Annotated in this window: 19 protein-coding genes; 13 read left to right on the plus strand and 6 right to left on the minus strand. The window is 34.6% G+C overall.

The window, feature by feature from the left end; genetic code table 11:
• Position 1 precedes the first annotated feature (1 nt).
• The 11 genes from AM305_RS04750 to rfbC all read left to right on the plus strand — a co-directional run bounded on the left by AM305_RS04750 (position 2) and on the right by rfbC (position 11340).
• On the plus strand, positions 2-952 hold the full coding sequence (locus tag AM305_RS04750; RefSeq protein ID WP_005823555.1) for a capsular polysaccharide synthesis protein: 951 nt from the start codon (positions 2-4) through the stop codon (positions 950-952).
• 6 nt (positions 953-958) lie between these two features.
• Entirely contained in the window at positions 959-2491 is a 1533-nt protein-coding gene (locus tag AM305_RS04755) for an NTP transferase domain-containing protein (protein ID WP_005823556.1), read from the plus strand.
• Positions 2492-2493: 2 nt separating this feature from the next.
• Positions 2494-3414: a DMT family transporter gene (locus AM305_RS04760; RefSeq protein WP_005823557.1), complete on the plus strand. Its 921-nt coding sequence runs from the start codon at positions 2494-2496 to the stop codon at positions 3412-3414.
• Positions 3415-3432: 18 nt separating this feature from the next.
• The gene (locus tag AM305_RS04765; RefSeq protein ID WP_005823558.1) at positions 3433-4134 is read left to right on the plus strand and encodes an NTP transferase domain-containing protein; all 702 of its coding nucleotides are present in this window, start codon (positions 3433-3435) and stop codon (positions 4132-4134) included.
• Positions 4135-4195: 61 nt separating this feature from the next.
• The gene (locus tag AM305_RS04770) at positions 4196-5515 is read left to right on the plus strand and encodes a sugar transferase (RefSeq protein WP_005823559.1); all 1320 of its coding nucleotides are present in this window, start codon (positions 4196-4198) and stop codon (positions 5513-5515) included.
• A 27-nt stretch (positions 5516-5542) separates the two neighbouring features.
• Positions 5543-7261, plus strand: coding sequence for a DUF262 domain-containing protein (locus AM305_RS04775; protein ID WP_005823560.1), 1719 nt, complete (start codon positions 5543-5545; stop codon positions 7259-7261).
• Positions 7262-7337: 76 nt separating this feature from the next.
• The gene (gene rffG, locus AM305_RS04780) at positions 7338-8408 is read left to right on the plus strand and encodes a dTDP-glucose 4,6-dehydratase (RefSeq protein ID WP_005823561.1); all 1071 of its coding nucleotides are present in this window, start codon (positions 7338-7340) and stop codon (positions 8406-8408) included.
• Positions 8409-8414: 6 nt separating this feature from the next.
• Positions 8415-9293 (plus strand): glucose-1-phosphate thymidylyltransferase RfbA, encoded by an 879-nt coding sequence (rfbA, locus tag AM305_RS04785; RefSeq protein ID WP_005823562.1) that lies wholly within the window; start codon positions 8415-8417, stop codon positions 9291-9293.
• Positions 9293-10171 (plus strand): dTDP-4-dehydrorhamnose reductase, encoded by an 879-nt coding sequence (gene rfbD / locus AM305_RS04790; RefSeq protein ID WP_005823563.1) that lies wholly within the window; start codon positions 9293-9295, stop codon positions 10169-10171. The genes rfbA and rfbD overlap by 1 nt, the downstream gene beginning before the upstream one ends.
• 15 nt (positions 10172-10186) lie before the next feature.
• Positions 10187-10783: a Uma2 family endonuclease gene (locus AM305_RS04795; protein WP_005823565.1), complete on the plus strand. Its 597-nt coding sequence runs from the start codon at positions 10187-10189 to the stop codon at positions 10781-10783.
• Positions 10784-10797: 14 nt separating this feature from the next.
• Positions 10798-11340, plus strand: coding sequence for a dTDP-4-dehydrorhamnose 3,5-epimerase (rfbC, locus tag AM305_RS04800; RefSeq protein WP_005823567.1), 543 nt, complete (start codon positions 10798-10800; stop codon positions 11338-11340).
• A gap of 55 nt (positions 11341-11395) precedes the next feature.
• On the opposite strand, the gene AM305_RS04805 is transcribed toward rfbC, so the two are convergent.
• A complete protein-coding gene (locus AM305_RS04805; RefSeq protein ID WP_005823569.1) occupies positions 11396-12658 on the minus strand; it encodes an O-antigen ligase family protein in 1263 nt (420 codons plus the stop codon).
• A gap of 211 nt (positions 12659-12869) precedes the next feature.
• Between AM305_RS04805 and rpsU the strand changes: the two genes are divergently transcribed.
• On the plus strand, positions 12870-13085 hold the full coding sequence (gene rpsU / locus AM305_RS04810) for a 30S ribosomal protein S21 (protein ID WP_005817878.1): 216 nt from the start codon (positions 12870-12872) through the stop codon (positions 13083-13085).
• Between the two features lie 128 nt (positions 13086-13213).
• On the plus strand, positions 13214-14959 hold the full coding sequence (gene dnaG, locus AM305_RS04815; protein ID WP_005823571.1) for a DNA primase: 1746 nt from the start codon (positions 13214-13216) through the stop codon (positions 14957-14959).
• Between the two features lie 95 nt (positions 14960-15054).
• Here dnaG and AM305_RS04820 read toward each other — a convergent pair whose 3' ends face one another.
• The 5 genes from AM305_RS04820 to AM305_RS12225 form a co-directional block, all read right to left on the minus strand.
• The gene (locus AM305_RS04820; protein ID WP_005823573.1) at positions 15055-16641 is read right to left on the minus strand and encodes a carbon starvation CstA family protein; all 1587 of its coding nucleotides are present in this window, start codon (positions 16639-16641) and stop codon (positions 15055-15057) included.
• Positions 16642-16891: 250 nt separating this feature from the next.
• A complete protein-coding gene (locus tag AM305_RS04825; protein ID WP_005823575.1) occupies positions 16892-17269 on the minus strand; it encodes a copper resistance protein NlpE in 378 nt (125 codons plus the stop codon).
• A 20-nt stretch (positions 17270-17289) separates the two neighbouring features.
• The gene (locus AM305_RS04830) at positions 17290-17595 is read right to left on the minus strand and encodes a DciA family protein (protein WP_005823577.1); all 306 of its coding nucleotides are present in this window, start codon (positions 17593-17595) and stop codon (positions 17290-17292) included.
• A gap of 49 nt (positions 17596-17644) precedes the next feature.
• Complete coding sequence (gene tehB / locus AM305_RS04835; RefSeq protein ID WP_005823579.1) at positions 17645-18517, minus strand: SAM-dependent methyltransferase TehB; 873 nt, start codon at positions 18515-18517, stop codon at positions 17645-17647.
• A gap of 112 nt (positions 18518-18629) precedes the next feature.
• A complete protein-coding gene (locus tag AM305_RS12225; protein ID WP_005823581.1) occupies positions 18630-18941 on the minus strand; it encodes an HI1450 family dsDNA-mimic protein in 312 nt (103 codons plus the stop codon).
• Between the last annotated feature and the right edge of the window lies 1 nt (position 18942).

An 18942-nucleotide genomic window follows, 5' to 3' on the forward strand; every position in this document is an offset into this window, starting at 1 on the left:
AATGAAAATATTATTAAATATATTAAGAAAATATAAGGCTTTTGATATTATGAAACAATATTTAAGGGCAAGAGTGTTACTATTTGCAATTACTGAATTATTGAGATTAGGTACGTCAAGGCAAGCTTTAGAGTTGTTGCGTGAAGCTGTGAGTTTGAAAATCCAGCAAAAGTTAAAAAGAAGATATAGTGCTGCGCTTAGGAATATTTCTTCAAGTTCTACTTTAGGTGATAGTTCTAATAAAATATGGATTTGTTGGTTTCAGGGGATAGATAATGCTCCTGATATTGTAAAAGTATGCGTTAATAGTATTTACCGTAATTTTAAGGAGTATGATATTGTTGTAATAACTGAACATAATCGAAAAGATTATGTTCAATTTCCTGATTTTATTGAAGAGAAAATCTCAAATAAACAAATTACGCTTACACACTTATCCGATTTATTAAGACTAGAATTGTTAATCAAATATGGGGGGATTTGGATTGATTCAACCGTTTTTGTATCTGAGTCTAATATACCTAATGAAATTTTGAGGGCAGACTTATTTTTATATCAAGAACTAAAGCCTAGTTCTGATGGTCATAGCCTTCCCATTTCTAGTTGGTTTATTGTATCAAAAAGAAATCATCCCATTTTATTAGCAACGCAACAAATGCTATATGAATATTGGAAAAAAAATACTTTTTTAATTGATTATTTCTTATTACATCATTTTATGAATATTTCAAAAGAGTATTTTAATCAATTGTGGAGTAATGTACCTAAATATTCAAATTCCATACCACACTTATTACAGTTAGAACTCTTTGAAAAATATTCAGAAGAACGATTAAATAATATATTAAGACTCACATCAATCCATAAATTATCATACAAATTTTCTGAGGAAAATTTTCAAAAAAAAGATACTTTTTTTGAAAGAGTAATTAAAAACAGAATAAAACAGTAATTATATATGAAACACTCAAAACGAAATGCTATTATTTTAGCCGCTGGCTTTGGTATGAGAATGGTACCAATTAATACGGCACAACCGAAAGCATTATTATCAGTGAATGGCGAAGTTTTAATTGAAAGATTAATTTGTCAGTTACATGAAGCTGGTATTAAAGATATAAAAGTTGTTGTTGGCTATATGAAAGAAATGTTTCAGTATCTAGAAAGTAAATATGATATTGATTTAGTAGAGAGCCCTCAATATAGCGATAGCAACAACCTTTATTCGTTATCTTTGGTTGCTGAAAACATTTCTGATACATTTATTCTGCCTTGTGATATTTGGTGCTTGAAAAATCCTTTTATAGCAGATTATCAACATTCCTTCTATATAATGTATGATGAGCAAATACATTGCGAGAAAGAATATTGGAAAATGATGACTGGTATTGCTTATATTGCTCAAGAAGATGCTGAGAAATTAAGAAATTCTATGCGTGCTGTTGCAATAGATGATGTAAATAATCTCGCCTTTTGGGAGGAGGCTTTATATGATGAAAATAAACTATGGCTTTCACCGTACTTTATTTCCAAACAAATGATTCATCAAATCAATACTTTTGAAGATTTGAGAGCGTTAGATAGTAAATCAGAACATTTACAATCAGATGCAATAGATGTGATTTGTAAAGTTTTTCAGGTTAATCCAAGTAGTATTATAGGAATTAAAGCACTAAAAAAAGGAATGACAAATCGTTCTTTCCTTTTTTCTTGCAATGGTAATCAATATATTATGCGAATCCCAGGTGAAGGAACAGATATGCTTATTAATCGGCATCAGGAAACCTCTGTTTATTCAGTACTGATGAATACTGGTGTTTGTGATGATGTGCTTTATATTAACCCCAAAAATGGTTATAAAATTACTAGATTTTTAGAGGAAGCTAGGAGTTGTAATCCTTATTGTGAACAAGATGTACAAAATTGTATGATGAAATTAAAATGCTTTCATCAATTAAACTTACATGTTGATCATGAGTTTGATATTTTTGGTCAAATTGAATTTTATCAAGGCTTATTAAAAGAAAAACAATCTATTTATCAAGATTATCAAAAGATAAAAAATTGTATTTTTAATTTCTCTTCATTTATTGAAAAATATACTGAGAAAAAAGTTCTTTCGCATATAGATGCTATTCCTGATAATTTTCTGCTTTATTCAAAAGATGGAAAAGGAGAGGTTTGTTTAATTGATTGGGAATATGCAGGTATGCAAGATCCTCATGTCGATATTGCTATGTTTGCAATTTATTCTGGGTATGATAGAAAGAATATTGATCATCTGATAGACATTTATTTTGAAAATAAATGCTCTAAAGAAGTTCGTTTGAAAATTTATGCTTATGTTGCTGCTTGCGGTTTACTATGGAGTAATTGGTGTGAGTATAAGCGGATACTAGGTATTGAGTTTGGTGAATATGCTCATCGCCAATACAGCTATGCAAGAGAGTATAGTGCATTGGTAATACAATTATTAGATGAAGAAAAATGATTATGACGGAGACTCTTAGTGGCGTATTGCAAGGTTTACTATCGGGAATGCTATGGGGGTTAGATACTAGTTTAAATGCTTTAGTTTTAACTCTTAACCCTTTCATTCTAGATGATCCTAGACTGATATCATCAGCATTACTATTAGCTTTTTTTCATGATTTCTTTTCGGCAATTTTTTTGACGGGAGATATTGTTTTACGCCAAAAAGAGAAATTATTTATCGCTATATTAAGAAATAAGAGTACTTATTTTGTAGCTTTCTCTGCTTTGTTTGCGGGACCAATCGGGATGCAAGCTTATCTATATGCGGTAAATTCAATAGGAGCAGGCTTAACAGCTACAATTTCTGCAATTTATCCGGCTCTTGCTGCTCTTTTAGGTGCTATCTTTTTTAAAGATTATTTAACAAAGCGGGGAGGGGTTGGGTTAAGCTTGGTAATCCTAGCTGTTATTGCATTAGGATCCGGTCAATTGGATATTTCAAATAATTTATTTTTTGGGGGGATTGCCGCATTTCTTTGTGCAGGCAGTTGGGCGGCCGAAAGTATTATTATTGCTTATGGCATAAAAGAGAAATTACAACCTAAACAGGCATTATTGATTCGCCAATGGACTTGTTGTCTAGCCTATTTGGGACTTATGTCTTTTGAAGGAAATATTTCGTATAGCTTATCAATAATCTTTGAAACCCAAATAATCTTTTTAATATTAGCTGTGGCTATGATTGGCACAATGTCTTATCTTTGTTATTATTCTGCAATAGATAAGGTCGGTCCAGTTAAAGCAACAGGGATGAATGTTACGTACTCTATTTGGACAGCTATTTTTTCATTATTTATTTTTGGTGGGAATTTAGATATTAAATTAGTTATTTGTGGAATGCTTATTATTATTGGTACATTATTTGTAATTAAGAATTAAACTATAAGTAGGAATAATATGCGTGCAATTATTTTAGCTGCTGGAATGGGGACGAGGCTACGTCCATTAACTTTAACAACACCCAAATCTTTAATTGAAATCAATAATATAACTCTGATTGAAAGACAAATTCTGTTTCTAAAGGAAATTGGAATAGATGAGATTATTGTTGTAACTGGGTATTTAGCCGATAAATTCAGTTTCTTAGCTGAGAAGTATGGTGTAAAATTAATTTATAATGATAAATATAATGTATATAATAATTTCTATACTATGTATTTAGTTAGAGAGTTCTTAAGTGACGCTTATGTGATTGATGCTGATAATTATTTATTTGATAACTTTTTGGATGCAAAAATAACTTGTTCAACTTATTTCTCAGCATATAAAATTGGTTTTAAAAATGAGTGGTTACTAAAAACAGATTCTAAAAATAGAGTTAAAGAAATTATTGTTTCCAGTGGCGAAGGTTCAATTATGTCAGGGGTTTCTTACTGGGATAAGAGAACAGGTGAGTTTTTACAAAATATTTTGGAAGAAAAATTCTATGAAGGAGAGTTTGCTGATTTATATTGGGATGATTTAGTTAAGGATTATATATCAAATATAACAGTCTATAAAAGAGATATCCCTACAAACTCAATATTTGAAGTAGATAACTTGGATGATTTACAAAATTTAAGGGAATATTGTTGTGATGCATCTTTTCCTAAATGCTAAAAAATAGTTAATGACATATTTTATTATGATTTCTTTGAATTATTACTAAAAAAGGATTGATATGAGTAAGAAATATATTTCATTTTTAGTGTTGTTGAGCTCTGATCTTATCTCAATATTTATAGCTATCTTAATTTCTATATATATTCGTAATAATATTTTGAATAATTTTATACCTTTTGAGCCTGTGTCATATTGGGATTATCTAATATATCCCTTCCCTTATGTTATGATTATTGTACTATTTTCCTACTTTGGCTTATATTATAGACGCTATGATGTTTGGCAGGAGATGTTTTTTATTTTTAAAATATGTTTTGTTTCTTTCATTATTGTGTTTGCAACCTTAGCGTTAGGAAAAAATATTGAATATTACTCAAGAACTGTATTGATTTTAACGTTTGTTTTTGCTTCTTTAGTTTTGCCCATAACTAGAAAGGTTGTTAAAAATAAGTTATTTGAGGTTGGGATATGGAGGAAAAAAATAAAGATTTTTGGGGAAGTAGATGAGCTAGATAAAAAACTAATTACTTCTCCATATATAGGTTATGAACTTACTAAAGGAGGAGATTATGAAGCTTTATTTCTTTCTAGTTCTAATGTGGAACCTATAAAATTAAATAAAATTATCGAAACAAATGTAAAAAATCATAAAGAGATTTTATTTATACCTGTGTTAAAGCAATATGATTTCACACAAGCAGTTCTTTATCATAATTTTAATGCCAGAGTAAATTTATTTGCATTAAAAAATAGGCTGTTAAGTAAAAAAAATAATTTTTTAAAGATGGTATTAGATTATACATTATCCCTAATGTCTTTTCCCCTTTGGGGCGGAGTTATTCTTATCGTTGCAATAATGATGAAAATTAGAGAGCCTAAGGGAAATGTGTTCTTCTTACAAGAGCGATTAGGCAATAATGGAAAAGTATTTTATTGCTATAAATTCAGAACAATGATTTCTGATCAAAAATTCATGCAGCAGTGGTTAATTGACAATCCACATGAAAAACTCTACTACGATACTTATCATAAATATATGAATGATCCTAGAATTACTAAGCTTGGGCATTTTCTTCGTAAAACATCTTTAGATGAGTTACCTCAACTTTTCAATGTGTTAAAAGGCGAGATGAGTTTGGTTGGAAATCGCCCATATATGATTACTGAAAAAAAGAAAATGGGGAAATTTGCCGATATTATTTTAGCAACAAAGCCAGGAATTACAGGATTATGGCAAGTAAGCGGGCGTAGTGATGTTTCATTTGATGAGCGTCTAAATATTGATTCGTGGTATATTAAAAATTGGTCTTTATGGAATGATATTGTGATATTGTTAAAAACAATCGGCGTTGTTTTAAAGCGTGATGGCGCTTCGTAATAATCAATAACTTTGAGTATATGTAATATGGCAGCGACAAATTTTAAAACAGAGAATAATACATTAAGAAAGCTTATTGGAAATGGTTTAACTTATAAAATCCCCCGTTTTCAGAGAGATTACAGTTGGGAGGCTGAACAGTGGGAAGATTTATGGGTAGATATTATGGGGATTATTGAAGACCCAACAGATTCTGCTCATTATATGGGATATTTAGTTCTTCAATCTACGGACGATAAATCATTTGATGTGATTGATGGGCAACAACGTTTAACAACAGCAACATTAATAATTTTAGCGGTTTTGAAAAAGCTGCAAGATTTAATTGATGAAAATATTGATGCTGCTACTAATACAAAACGTCTAGAGCAAATTCGTCAAACCTATATAGGTTACCTCGATCCTGTTACATTAGTTTCTCGCCCTAAATTAACCTTGAACCGTAATAATAATGATTATTTTCAGAATTATTTGGTTCCATTAGCGAAATTACCGCAAAGGGGGCTTAGAGCCTCAGAACACCTATTGCGTAAAGCATTTGATTGGTTTTATCAAAAGGTAGATCAATATTTAAAACAAGAAGAGGGTAATGAAGGTGTTCGGTTAGCACAATTAGTTGAATATATTAGCGATAACTTATTTTTTACGGTGATTACTGTTTCTGATGAACTAAATGCTTATAAAGTATTTGAAACACTTAATTCTCGTGGTGTTCGTCTTTCTTCAACTGATTTATTAAAAAATTATCTTTTTTCTATTTTAGATAAAAATCAAGAAAATACCCACGAATTAAGAAATTTAGAAGAGCGTTGGGAAAATATAGTAAATCGACTGCAATCAGAAAAATTTCCTGATTTTTTGCGTATTCATTGGAATAGTCGAAATAAATTTACTCGACATACAGAGTTGTTCAAAGTAATTCGGAATAATATTCGAGATAGAGCAGCTGTTTTTGCATTATTGAGAGGAATGGAAGAGGATTTAGATACCTATTTGTCTTTATCTTCCCCTGATATTTCTGATTGGTCGCTAGAAGATAAGCGCTTGGTAAATATATTGAAACTTTTCCGAGTTCGTCAGCCATTTTCCTTATTACTAAGTGCAAAACGCGAATTTGATAGAGAGAATTTTACTAAATTGCTTTATGCTATTATGGTCATTTCTTTTAGATATAATACGATAGGTACATACAGCCCAGCTGAATTAGAACGAGCTTATAATAATGTTGTTGAACATATAAATAAGAAAAAAATTACTAATTCAAATCAAGCATTAGGCTTGCTAAAATCAGTTTATATTGACGATCAACGTTTCAGCAGAGATTTTGCAGAAAAAGTTATTAAAACGACAGACTCTAGAAGCACTCAATTAGTACGTTTCATTTTATGTGAAATTGAGCGCTATATTTCAAATAGTATAGAAGTCGATTTCTCAAGTGATACTTTTAATATTGAACATATCTTACCGCAAAATGCACCCGATAATTGGGGGGATTTTAGCTATGAAGAAATGAATGCATTAACTTATCGTTTGGGAAATATGACTTTATTACAATCAAATGTTAATAGAGATTTAGGCGTTGCTGAATATTCTCAGAAGAGGAATGTTCTTAAAGAAAGTCATTTTGCATTAACCCAAAAATTAGCAGAACAATATACTGAGTGGACACCTCAGACAATATCATCTTGGCAAAGATGGCTTGCAAATCAAGCTAAAACAATTTGGCGAGTTGCACAATTAAGTTAGCTTATTATATAAATTAATATTACTTAAATAAGTTATATGACAAATTAAAAATAATGATTATATCAAGAAAAATAAAATGACAAAAAAAATTCTAGTTACAGGCGGAGCGGGCTTTATTGGCTCAGCAGTCGTTCGCCATATCATTAACGACACTCAAGATTCGGTTATTAATGTCGATAAATTAACCTACGCAGGTAATTTAGAGTCACTCGAATCTGTTGAAAATAACCCTCGTTATGCTTTTGAGCAAGTAGATATTTGCGATAAGGCCGCATTAGAACGTGTATTTCATCAGTATCAACCTGATGCGGTGATGCATCTTGCGGCGGAAAGTCACGTAGATCGTTCTATTGACGGGCCGGCTGCGTTTATTGAGACGAATATTGTTGGTACTTACACTTTATTAGAAGTGGCTCGTGGTTATTGGAATAACTTACCTGAAGAACGAAAATCAGCTTTCCGTTTCCATCATATTTCAACTGATGAGGTTTATGGTGATTTAGAAGGTACAGACGATCTTTTTACTGAAACAACACCTTATGCGCCATCTAGCCCTTATTCCGCTTCAAAAGCATCAAGCGATCACTTGGTTCGTGCTTGGTTGCGTACTTATGGATTACCAACCATTGTAACAAATTGTTCAAATAACTATGGTCCGTTCCATTTCCCTGAAAAGCTCATCCCATTAATGATTTTGAATGCATTGGAAGGAAAAAAATTGCCGGTGTATGGCAATGGTATGCAAATTCGCGACTGGTTATTTGTAGAAGATCACGCTCGTGCACTATATAAAGTGGTTACGGAAGGTGTGGTAGGTGAAACCTACAATATCGGTGGACATAATGAAAAAGCGAATATTGAAGTGGTTCGTACGATTTGTGGTTTATTGGAAGAGTTAGTGCCAAATAAACCTGCTGGCGTAGCGAAATACGAAGATTTAATCACTTATGTGACTGATCGCCCAGGGCATGATGTGCGTTATGCCATTGATGCGACCAAAATCGGCAATGAATTAGGCTGGAAGCCACAGGAAACCTTTGAAACCGGTATTCGTAAAACGGTGGAATGGTACTTAAATAATAAAAAATGGTGGAGCCGTGTATTAGATGGTTCTTATAATTTAGAACGTTTAGGTACAAATAAGTAGGCTTATATGAAAGGTATTATTCTTGCAGGTGGTTCAGGCACTCGACTTTATCCGATTACTCGTGGTGTATCCAAACAGCTTCTCCCTGTTTACGATAAACCTATGATTTACTATCCGCTATCGGTATTAATGTTAGCGGGGATTCGTGATGTCTTGGTTATCACAACACCAGAAGATAATGAGGCATTTAAACGCTTATTAGGCGATGGCTCTGATTTTGGTATTCATCTGCAATATGCAATTCAACCAAGTCCGGATGGCTTAGCTCAAGCCTTTTTGATTGGTGAAGAGTTTATTGGAAATGATAGTGTCTGTTTGGTGCTTGGCGATAACATTTTCTATGGTCAGCATTTTACTGCGGCACTCAAAGAAGCAGCTGAACATGCAAATAACAAAGGTGCATCAGTGTTTGGTTACCAAGTAAAAGATCCTGAACGTTTCGGTGTAGTTGAATTTGATGAAAACTTTAAAGCAATCTCAATCGAAGAAAAACCGGCTAAACCAAAATCTAATTATGCTGTAACAGGCTTATATTTCTATGATAATCGTGTTGTAGAGTTTGCCAAACAAGTGAAACCTTCAGATCGTGGAGAGTTAGAAATTACCACATTGAATGAAATGTACTTAAACGACGGAACCTTAAATGTTCAATTACTAGGTCGTGGTTTTGCGTGGTTAGATACAGGCACACACGATAGCTTACATGAAGCAGCTTCCTTTGTGAAAACGATTGAGCACGTTCAAAATTTACAAGTCGCTTGTTTAGAAGAAATTGCATGGCGTAATGGTTGGCTAACTTCTGAGCAAGTTGAAACCCTTGCGAAACCAATGGCAAAAAATGAATATGGCCAGTATTTATTACGTTTAGTCAAAGGCGGTAAATAATGGCGAAGTTCTTAATTACAGGCGCAAAAGGTCAAGTTGGGCATTGTTTAACAGAACAATTAACAGGCAAAGCTGAGATTTTAGCTGTAGATCGTGATGAGCTGGATATTACCGATCAAAGTGCGGTGAAAAAAATCGTTAAAACCTTTAAACCTGATGTGATTATCAACGCAGCTGCTCATACAGCCGTTGATCGTGCAGAAAGCGAAGTTGAGCTGTCAGAAGCTATCAATGTAAAAGGTCCACAATATCTAGCCGAAGCAGCAAATGAAATTGGTGCCATGATTTTACATATTTCTACCGACTATGTGTTTGAAGGCACTGGCTCGGGGGAATATAAAGAAGACGACCAAACCAATCCGCAAGGCGTTTATGGTCGTACAAAATTAGCAGGCGAAATCGCCGTTCAACAAGCAAATTCTCGTTCTATTATTTTGCGTACCGCTTGGGTATTTGGCGAACACGGACATAATTTTGTCAAAACGATGCTTCGTTTAGCGAAAGATCGTGATAGTTTAGGTATTGTAGGCGATCAATTTGGTGGCCCAACCTACGCAGGGGATATTGCAAAAACGTTAATTGAAATCGCTAATCAAATTCTTGCAGGAAAAGAAGATGCTTTTGGTGTTTATCACTTTACAGGTAAGCCTTATGTGAGTTGGTATGAGTTTGCTAAAGCCATTTTTGCTGAAGCAGAATTGCAAAATATTCTTGAAAAGTCACCGCTTGTAAACAGTATTGCAACCAGCGATTACCCAACTCCAGCCAAACGCCCTGCAAATTCACGTTTGGATTTGACGAAAATTAAACAAGTGTTTAACATTGAACCAAGTAATTGGCAAAAGGCTTTAAAGAATATTAAGGCGTATCAAGGTTAAATAAATGGAGGCGATATGAGCTTAATTCCAATGAATGAAATTACTCGCTTAGACCAATTAGATCTAAATGGCAGTTACAGCTATAAAGATTATTTACTTTGGAAGCTGAAAGAGCGTGTAGAGATTATCAAAGGTAAGATTATGGCAATGTCGCCTGCGCCAAATCGATTGCATCAAGATATTTCTCTTAAATTAACATCGGAGTTTTTGAAAGTATTTCCGAATGGTGGTTGTAAATTATATGTAGCGCCATTTGATGTACGTTTTCCTGATGAGAACGGTAACGTTAAGACAGTGGTGCAGCCTGATTTATGTGTGATTTGTGATCCTAATAAATTAGATGAACGAGGTTGTCTTGGTGCGCCGGATTTAGTGGTGGAAATTCTTTCGCCTGGGAATTCCAAGCGAGAAATGAAAGATAAGTATGAACTTTATCAAGAATATGGGGTAAGTGAATATTGGGTGGTTCGCCCTGAAGAACGTAATATTCATATCTATGTGCTTGAAAATGGGCGATATATTGGGATTGCACCGGTGGTAGAAGATGATGTGATTACTTCGGTTAAATTCCCGAATTTAAGTTTTTCAACCACAGGGTTATACGATTTGTAAATAAAGAGCAAAAAATGAAAATTATTGAAACAAAAATTCCTGATGTCAAATTATTAGAGCCACAAGTTTTTGGTGATGAACGTGGCTTTTTTATGGAGACCTTCCGTGATGAGTGGTTTAAACAAAATGTCGCAGATCGTACTTTTGTACAAGAAAACCATTCAAAATCAATCAAAGGTGTTTTACGTGGTTTACATTATCAAACTGAGAATACCCAAGGCAAGTTGGTCCGTGTTGTGCAGGGTGCAGTTTTTGATGTTGCGGTCGATTTACGCAAAAGCTCACCAACATTTGGTCAATGGGTAGGCGAAATTCTTTCTGCTGAAAATAAACGCCAGTTATGGGTGCCTGAAGGTTTTGCACACGGTTTTTACGTGCTAACTGAAACCGCAGAATTTACTTATAAATGCACGGATTATTACAATCCAAAAGCAGAACATTCTTTAATTTGGAATGATCCAACTGTTGGGATTGAGTGGCCTTTAGATGGAGAACCAGGGTTATCTGTAAAAGATATTGCTGGCAAGATTTTATCTGAAACAATTATATTTGAATAACTCTGTGCTTAAGGAATAAAAAGCAGAAAGTACAAAACTTTCTGCTTTTGTTTTTTTAGACGTTTGAATTTTCTTTAACTTTAATTAAGCTATAAAAAATAATAACTAAGAAGAAATAAAATATAGATCCGGAATTATGCGCTAAATAGGTTTGGCTCAGGAAATAAAATATAGTAGAGAATATATGTATAAACCCTAATATAGCTATCGCTTTTACTTCTAAATGAGCTGAGCTCATTCTTTTTAAGAAAAATTGTAATGGCACAAGTATAATTAACATTAACCCAAGAAATCCTACAAACCCTCGTTTTACAAAAGCGTCTAAATACTGATTGTGTGTATCATTAAAATGTAATGTGGATTTTGCCATTGTTTTATTAGCAACTTGTTGTTTTTTCAGCTCAATGTAACCTTTACTTCCCCACCCTAATATAGGTTTTTCTTGAATGCCTAAAATTGCATTTTCCCACATATCAAAACGAGCACCTAAAGAGGTGCTTTTGTGTCCTTTTTCTAGGTAGCGAATAATATCTGTTTTAGCCGCATTATAGCGTTGTGTAACACCAAACTTAGGAATGCTTGCAACGGTAATAATGAGTATAGCAATCACAGACAGTGAAATGACAATAAGTTTTTTATTTAGAAAATCTCGATAACAAAATAAAATTGCCAAAACAACTAAAGGAAATCCTACCCAACCTCCCCTAGCACCAGATAATACACTCGCCAATATACCTAATATTGCGCCAAGAATAGATATAGACATCCATTTATGATTTTTTTTGCTTCCCCAAAATATGGCTATTGCAATACTAAAAGAGGCTAAAGCAATAGAAATATCTCCAGCCTGAATATGCATAATACCAGGGAATGGTTTAGGTAAGCCTAAATAAAATTTCTGAATAAGAGCCAGTATGCCCGTAGTAATAGCACCTATGGGAATCGCATAGAAGATAAAATTAATATGATAAAGAAGTTGTGTCAGTAAAAGAATAATAGGAATAAAAAGTAGAATTCTACTTGGATTATCTACTTCTCTAAATCCATCACTATGTGCGATAGCAGACATAAAGAAAGTAGAAAAATAGGCTAAAAAAGCAAAAATAAGCCATTTATCTTCTTTATCTAAAATCCATTTGTTTTTGAATTTAAAAATATAGAGCAAAAGATAGATAACGCTGAACACGCCTAATGTCATAGGAATGTAGCTGTAACCCTTTTTAAACATTAAAACAGTGATAAAAAACAGTGATATAAGAATATTGAGTAAGTAAGAAATATGTTTTGTTTCTATTTTTTTAGAAAGAATGTTTAGCATACCTGAATCCTAGAAGATGGAAGAAGCCCTATTTTAACGAAAAATGAGCGCTAACAATAGTGAATTTATGTGATGGAACTCTTTAGAAATAACGTGAATCGGCTCTTTACTTTCCAATTTAGCTAAGGTAGAATTAACCACCTTTTTTAGTTCTATGCCGCCAACTTAGTGTGCGGTTTAATTTAATCATATTTTTCTGAGGTGATGGCATATGCCAGTAATTAAAGTTCGTGAAAATGAATCATTTGACGTTGCATTACGTCGTTTCAAACGCTCTTGCGAGAAAGCGGGTATCTTAGCAGAAGTTCGCGCTCGTGAATTCTATGAAAAACCAACGACAATTCGTAAACGTGAAAAAGCATCTTTAGCTAAACGTCACGCTAAACGTAATGCTCGTGAAAATGCACGTAACACTCGTTTATACTAATTAGCTTTTGCTATTTAGCCAATTTACTGAAACCGTGAAACCTCTAGGAATCACGGTTTTAGTGTTTTTACCCCTTTAATCTATTTACAAGCGGTGAGATTTTTCTCAGATTTTGCAATGGAGGAACAATGAAAGGCACTATTCCACGTTCATTTATTGATGATCTTATTGCGAGAACCGACATCGTTGAGCTTATCAATCATCGGGTTAAACTCAAAAAAGCGGGGAGAGAATATCACGCTTGTTGCCCTTTCCATCATGAAAAAACACCTTCTTTTTCAGTAAGCCCTTCTAAGCAGTTTTATCACTGTTTTGGATGTGGTGCGCATGGGAATGTTATTAGCTTTCTGATGGAATATGACAAACTTGAATTTCCAGAAGCGATCGAAGAGTTAGCGGCTTTGCATGGATTAGAGGTACCTCGTGAAAACTTGAGGCAATCCGACTCTCGTTCTCCACAAGTGAGTTATAAAGCAAAACGTGATTTATACGGCTTGCTTTCAGAGATCACACAGTTCTATCAACAAAATCTACAACAAGATATTCCAAGCCAAAGCTATTTGCAGCAACGAGGGCTTTCGCCGGAAATTATTGCTCGTTTTGAGATTGGTTTTGCACCAAATGCTTACGATGCGGTATTAAGAAAATTTGGAAAAAATCCTGAAGAAGTCCAGAAATTGCGAGATACTGGTATGCTTTCTGAAAGTGAAAGCGGTCGGATTTACGATAAATTTCGCAATCGTATTATGTTCCCGATTCGGGATAAACGTGGGCGAGTGATTGCTTTCGGTGGACGAGTCATGGGAGATGAGCGCCCTAAATATCTTAACTCGCCTGAATCTGCAACCTATCATAAAGGTAATGAGCTTTATGGCTTATATCAAGCACTTCAAGTAGATGAAAATCCGCAATACCTCTTTGTTGTAGAAGGTTATATGGACGTTGTTGCGCTCGCTCAATTTGGGGTAGAAAATGCGGTCGCTTCATTAGGAACCGCTACAACCGGCGAGCAGATTCAACAAATGTTTAGGGTAACAGAGCAGATTATTTGTTGCTATGATGGGGATAGAGCAGGGCGTGATGCGGCTTGGCGTGCTTTTGAAAATGCGTTGCCTTATTTATATGATGGGCGACAACTAAAATTTATCTTTTTACCTGATGGTGAAGATCCGGATACTTTTGTTCGTTCTCAAGGAAAATCCGGTTTTGAGCACTATTTGCAAGAAAATGCGAAATCGTTAAGCGATTTCTTATTTGATTCTCTGCTTGTTCAAGTGGATCTCTCCAGTAAAGAGGGAAAATCCAAACTAGCCTCTTTGGCGATTCCACTTATTAACCGCATCCCGGGGGAAATGTTGCGTGTTTATTTACGGAACATTTTAGGGCAAAAGTTGGGGATTTTAGATCCGAGTCAATTAGAAGCCTTATTGCCAAATCGTTTGCAAGTTAAACAAGATACCCCCAAAGCACAGGGCATTAAACGTACGCCGATGCGTTTGTTGATTGCATTACTATTGCAAAATCCGGATTTGGTTAAACATGTGCCGGATTTATCGCCACTAAAAGAATTAGATGAAGCCGGTTTTGACCTCTTTGTCGAGCTTGTTCAGGTTTGTCGTGAACAAGTTGGTGTGAGTATGGGGGCATTGTTGGAACATTGGCGAGATACGCCTAATTACACGATTTTAGAACGATTAGCAGGTTGGGATCACTTAGTGAGTGATGAAAACCTTGAGAAAGAATTTATTGAAACCCTTAGTTTTTTATATACCAAATTGGTTGAAAAACGTGTGGAGGTTCTAATTGCCAAAGAACGGACGAAAGGGCTAAGCGATGAAGAAAAGCAAGAACTTGTTTTACTTGTTTCGCAGTAAGTTCTTCAGACTTTGTTCATATCCTAAAAAGGAGGCTTAAAGTATTGTTTTATAGGGCTTTAAGCCTCTTTTTAGCAACTATTTTGTCTATTTCTTTAATTGTTCACATAAGCTTCTTCATCACGCTCACCTAATGGTTTAAGCATAGTAAAGAAAAGAACGATACAAACAATAGTAATCGCAAAACCAATATAAACAGAGAGTTGGTAGTCTAAACCAAAACCAATTTTGTTATATGCTAAGTAAGTTGCACATACTGTTGTAATAAACCACGCTGGAATTGAACATACCCAGTGGAATTTATTATAACGATAGAGGTATGCGGCAGCGGTCCATAACATAACCATTGCAGTCATTTGGTTTGCCCAAGTGAAGTAACGCCATAGTACGCTAAAGTCGATTCTTGAAACGATAAAGCCTAACACAAATAATGGTATTGCAATCATTAAGCGTTTCGGTAATGAGCGTTGGTCAATATGGAAAATTTCTGCTAATTGTAAACGCGCAGCACGGAAAGCTGTATCACCAGAAGTAATCGGTAATACGACAACCCCTAATACAGCAAAGATGCCACCAATAAAGCCTAAGAAGTGTAATGAGCTATCATAAACGACTTTAGATGGTGAACCAGCTGAAATGGCATCTTGAAGGGCTTGAGGGCTTTCATAGAATGCAAGACCCACCATACACCAAATTAATGCAATTACACCTTCAGTAATCATCGCACCATAGAAAATAAAACGACCTTCACTCTCATTTTCCGCACAACGAGCCATTAACGGAGTTTGTGTTGCGTGGAAACCAGATAATGCACCACAAGAAATAGTAAGGAATAATAATGGCCATACAGGTACATCACCTTTTACTTGGAAGTTTTGTGCAAATTTTTCCCAAGTTAAACCTTGCCCATCTTGATTGATAGTACGGAAGAACTCAATTGGGTCCGTTGCACTAAAGTGAGAGGTTACTAAACCATAAACCATGCCCACAGACATAAAGAGTAATAATGCACCAAAGAATGGGTAGATTCGACCAATGATTTTATCAACCGGTAATAAGGTTGCTAAAATATAGTATGCAAAAATGATAGCCGTCCACACTGCAACAACCGTTGCTTTATCCATTCCCCAGACAGTTAAACCACCTGCTTCCACCGCTTTATGTACTGCTTCCGCATCACCTAATTGTAATGCGCCTTGAGAAGCACCAAGAACGTCCATTGTAATTGTTCCCATTAGCTGCGCTGGGCTTGCAACGAAAACAACACCAACAAGAAGTAATAATACTAATGCTAAAGTATTGATAAAGGCTTTTACCGGACGTCCTAAAAACTTACCGGCTAAATAAGGCATTGTTGCTCCACCGTGGCGAATACTTAGCATACCGCAGAAATAATCGTGCACTGCACCGGCAAAAATACAACCTAACACAATCCAGAGCATGGCGACAGGTCCATATAATGCCCCGAGAATTGGACCAAAAATCGGACCGGTTCCAGCGATATTAAGTAACTGGATTAACCAAATTTTGGTTTTTGACATTGGCATATAATCTACGCCATCATTAACAGAGTAAGCTGGTGTTTGACGTTTTGGGTTAATTACGAAGATTTTTTCAATAATTTTCCCGTAAATGAAGTAGCCCAATACAAGAATGGCCACACAGAAAAAAAACCACAACATATAGAGTTCCTAATTTAAAAAATAGAAAATGAGCCAAAAGGCGGCTTATTCTAGTGATTTATGTTAAAAAAGTAAATCAAGATAACTATATATGAAAAAATTTGTAAAAAATGTGATAAAGATCACAATTTCACAATCCATTTGGAGAGGGATTCACTTTATTTTTTATGTGGTAATTAAAGGAAAGCGGTTAATTTTTAAGTTTATTTAGCAAAAAGAAAGCCTCTTTATTCAAAGAGGCTTATAGAAATTATTTCGTGACTTTCAATAATTTATAATTCAACTGGCTATTTTTAACTACATTGCCACTTGTATCACAAATTTCTGCATAACCATCTGTCACTTGGAATGCTAAGCTACCAGAATCTTGTTCTAAGCGGATAACATTTGATTTATTTTGATCCCAAGTAAACTTACCCTTGTCTGTAAAAGCATACTCTTTACTGTTTTTAAAATAAATAGTGTTATATTGGTAAGTATTATCGGCATTTAAAATTAACTCAGCCTGAATTTTATCGCAATCTGCACAAGGTAATACTCCTTGATAAGTCCCTGCCACATTCTTTTTCGGTAGCATTGAACAAGCCCCTAACAATGTAGCCAGTGTAATCACTGCGATTTTTTTCATCTTTTTTTCCTCTTCATTTATCAATGTTTAAAATTCGGATTAACTTTAAATAGGCATTCGCTTACTTGAGGATAATCGTGACGAATGAGTGCCAAGATTTCAGCTTGTTGTAATTGTAAGCCTTGACGTATTGTCGCATTTGGCACATCAAAGATAAGTTGATTATCAACTAAATTCACAATGCGGTAAAGCCCACGATATTGATTAGGCAATAATTTCTGAATTTTTTGATTTAAATCATTTAATTCATTTGCTCGTTGGACAATTTTTGTCAGGCTTGAGTTCTGTAAAATATCCGTTATATTTTTAATTGAGTGATTTTTCATCGGAAAAGTGGCACAGCAATTGCCGTGCCAAGATTAAGTAAAGAATAGATTATTTTACTCTTTTTGCTAACATAGTTGCAAAACGTAATTGAATACGGTTGCCGTTAGCATCTGTTTTATGCAAATGTCCAAGATCTTCATTATATTTAACCAATTCCCAATCTTGATAATAGTTTGCAAGCTCTCCCTCACTAAAAGTAAACGAGAATGGCATTGGACAAGGGTAATCTTCGGTACTCATTGCACAAACAATTAAGTTATAACCACCAACTTTGGTATTTTTCTGCATATTCTCAATAATAGCAGGGATACGCTCACGGTTTAGGAACATCATAACCACCGTAGAAACAATGAAATCATATTCAGCATTTTCTGTGCCAATGTTTGCTTGGTTAATATCGTAAACCGCTGTATCAATCTTCGTTAGCGCTTCTTTTTCTATCACATAATTTAAGAAATCAATGCTCTCTTGATTATGATCGACAGCCGTTACATCAAATCCTAACAAATTGAGGTAAAGAGAATTTCGCCCACGTCCACAGCCTAAATCTAAGGCTTTCCCGCCTTTTACATAATTCACAGCATTGATGACTTCAGAATGGGTTGTCGTTAAATTATATTTCTTAGCATAGAAATCTTCTGCCGTACAATAAAATGCTAATTGACATTCTAAATCGTCTGAAGTGGCTTCAACCCTATGCCAAACTTGAGGCTCAACAAAAGGAGGTTGATATTCTGCATCAAATAGACTCTCACTGATTACTTCGCCTTCTTCCGTTAATTCATAAAATTTGAGCGAGCCTTTTAATAGGGTTAATTTTGCCCAAGTCCCCACTTTGGTATTATGTTTTTCTTGGAACATTTGCGGTAAGGTGTCTTTTGTCCAAACGGGCATCTGTTTATAGCAGATAAGATTTTCCATGTTTTTTCCTTCAAAAATAAATGATATTTGGCATTTTATCACTCTATCTTCTGAAGGCAATAAAAATCCGACTAAAAAAGTCGGATTTAAATTTCAAGCGGTCAAATTTTTATTATTCTTTCCAAACAACGTGATATTCACGGTTTTCAGCATCATGAGAAATGAGGAATTTAGCAAAAACGTCATCCATTTCATCTTTTTCATTCACTAAACCTACCCATACTTCGGCAAAAGCCTCCGGATCAATTAATGTTCCGATTTCTTCATCCCAGTTATCAGCGGTTTCCACCATTTCAACGGCGCCACGTTCTTCAAACTGCAAGTTAAAAAGTAAAATATCTGCAGGATCAAGGTTTTCTCCTGCCATTTCCAAGAAAATATCATAAGCAATATCAATTGCTTCATCTGGGGTTAATTTCGTCATG

Origin of the sequence: Actinobacillus minor NM305 (assembly GCF_000175195.1) — a bacterium.
GTDB lineage: Bacteria > Pseudomonadota > Gammaproteobacteria > Enterobacterales > Pasteurellaceae > Haemophilus_A > Haemophilus_A minor.

What these genes read in the sequence shown, in the direction of transcription:
- rpsU (WP_005817878.1), top strand. Translation starts at nt 12,870, where the DNA reads ATGCCAGTAATTAAAGTTCGTGAAAATGAATCATTTGACGTTGCATTA.
- rfbC (WP_005823567.1), top strand. Translation starts at nt 10,798, where the DNA reads ATGAAAATTATTGAAACAAAAATTCCTGATGTCAAATTATTAGAGCCA.
- rfbA (WP_005823562.1), top strand. Translation starts at nt 8,415, where the DNA reads ATGAAAGGTATTATTCTTGCAGGTGGTTCAGGCACTCGACTTTATCCG.
- AM305_RS04795 (WP_005823565.1), top strand. Translation starts at nt 10,187, where the DNA reads ATGAGCTTAATTCCAATGAATGAAATTACTCGCTTAGACCAATTAGAT.
- dnaG (WP_005823571.1), top strand. Translation starts at nt 13,214, where the DNA reads ATGAAAGGCACTATTCCACGTTCATTTATTGATGATCTTATTGCGAGA.
- AM305_RS04760 (WP_005823557.1), top strand. Translation starts at nt 2,494, where the DNA reads ATGACGGAGACTCTTAGTGGCGTATTGCAAGGTTTACTATCGGGAATG.
- AM305_RS04755 (WP_005823556.1), top strand. Translation starts at nt 959, where the DNA reads ATGAAACACTCAAAACGAAATGCTATTATTTTAGCCGCTGGCTTTGGT.
- AM305_RS04765 (WP_005823558.1), top strand. Translation starts at nt 3,433, where the DNA reads ATGCGTGCAATTATTTTAGCTGCTGGAATGGGGACGAGGCTACGTCCA.
- AM305_RS04775 (WP_005823560.1), top strand. Translation starts at nt 5,543, where the DNA reads ATGGCAGCGACAAATTTTAAAACAGAGAATAATACATTAAGAAAGCTT.
- rffG (WP_005823561.1), top strand. Translation starts at nt 7,338, where the DNA reads ATGACAAAAAAAATTCTAGTTACAGGCGGAGCGGGCTTTATTGGCTCA.
- AM305_RS04750 (WP_005823555.1), top strand. Translation starts at nt 2, where the DNA reads ATGAAAATATTATTAAATATATTAAGAAAATATAAGGCTTTTGATATT.
- AM305_RS04820 (WP_005823573.1), bottom strand. Translation starts at nt 16,641, where the DNA reads ATGTTGTGGTTTTTTTTCTGTGTGGCCATTCTTGTATTGGGCTACTTC.
- tehB (WP_005823579.1), bottom strand. Translation starts at nt 18,517, where the DNA reads ATGGAAAATCTTATCTGCTATAAACAGATGCCCGTTTGGACAAAAGAC.
- AM305_RS04825 (WP_005823575.1), bottom strand. Translation starts at nt 17,269, where the DNA reads ATGAAAAAAATCGCAGTGATTACACTGGCTACATTGTTAGGGGCTTGT.
- AM305_RS12225 (WP_005823581.1), bottom strand. Translation starts at nt 18,941, where the DNA reads ATGACGAAATTAACCCCAGATGAAGCAATTGATATTGCTTATGATATT.
- AM305_RS04770 (WP_005823559.1), top strand. Translation starts at nt 4,196, where the DNA reads ATGAGTAAGAAATATATTTCATTTTTAGTGTTGTTGAGCTCTGATCTT.
- rfbD (WP_005823563.1), top strand. Translation starts at nt 9,293, where the DNA reads ATGGCGAAGTTCTTAATTACAGGCGCAAAAGGTCAAGTTGGGCATTGT.
- AM305_RS04805 (WP_005823569.1), bottom strand. Translation starts at nt 12,658, where the DNA reads ATGCTAAACATTCTTTCTAAAAAAATAGAAACAAAACATATTTCTTAC.
- AM305_RS04830 (WP_005823577.1), bottom strand. Translation starts at nt 17,595, where the DNA reads ATGAAAAATCACTCAATTAAAAATATAACGGATATTTTACAGAACTCA.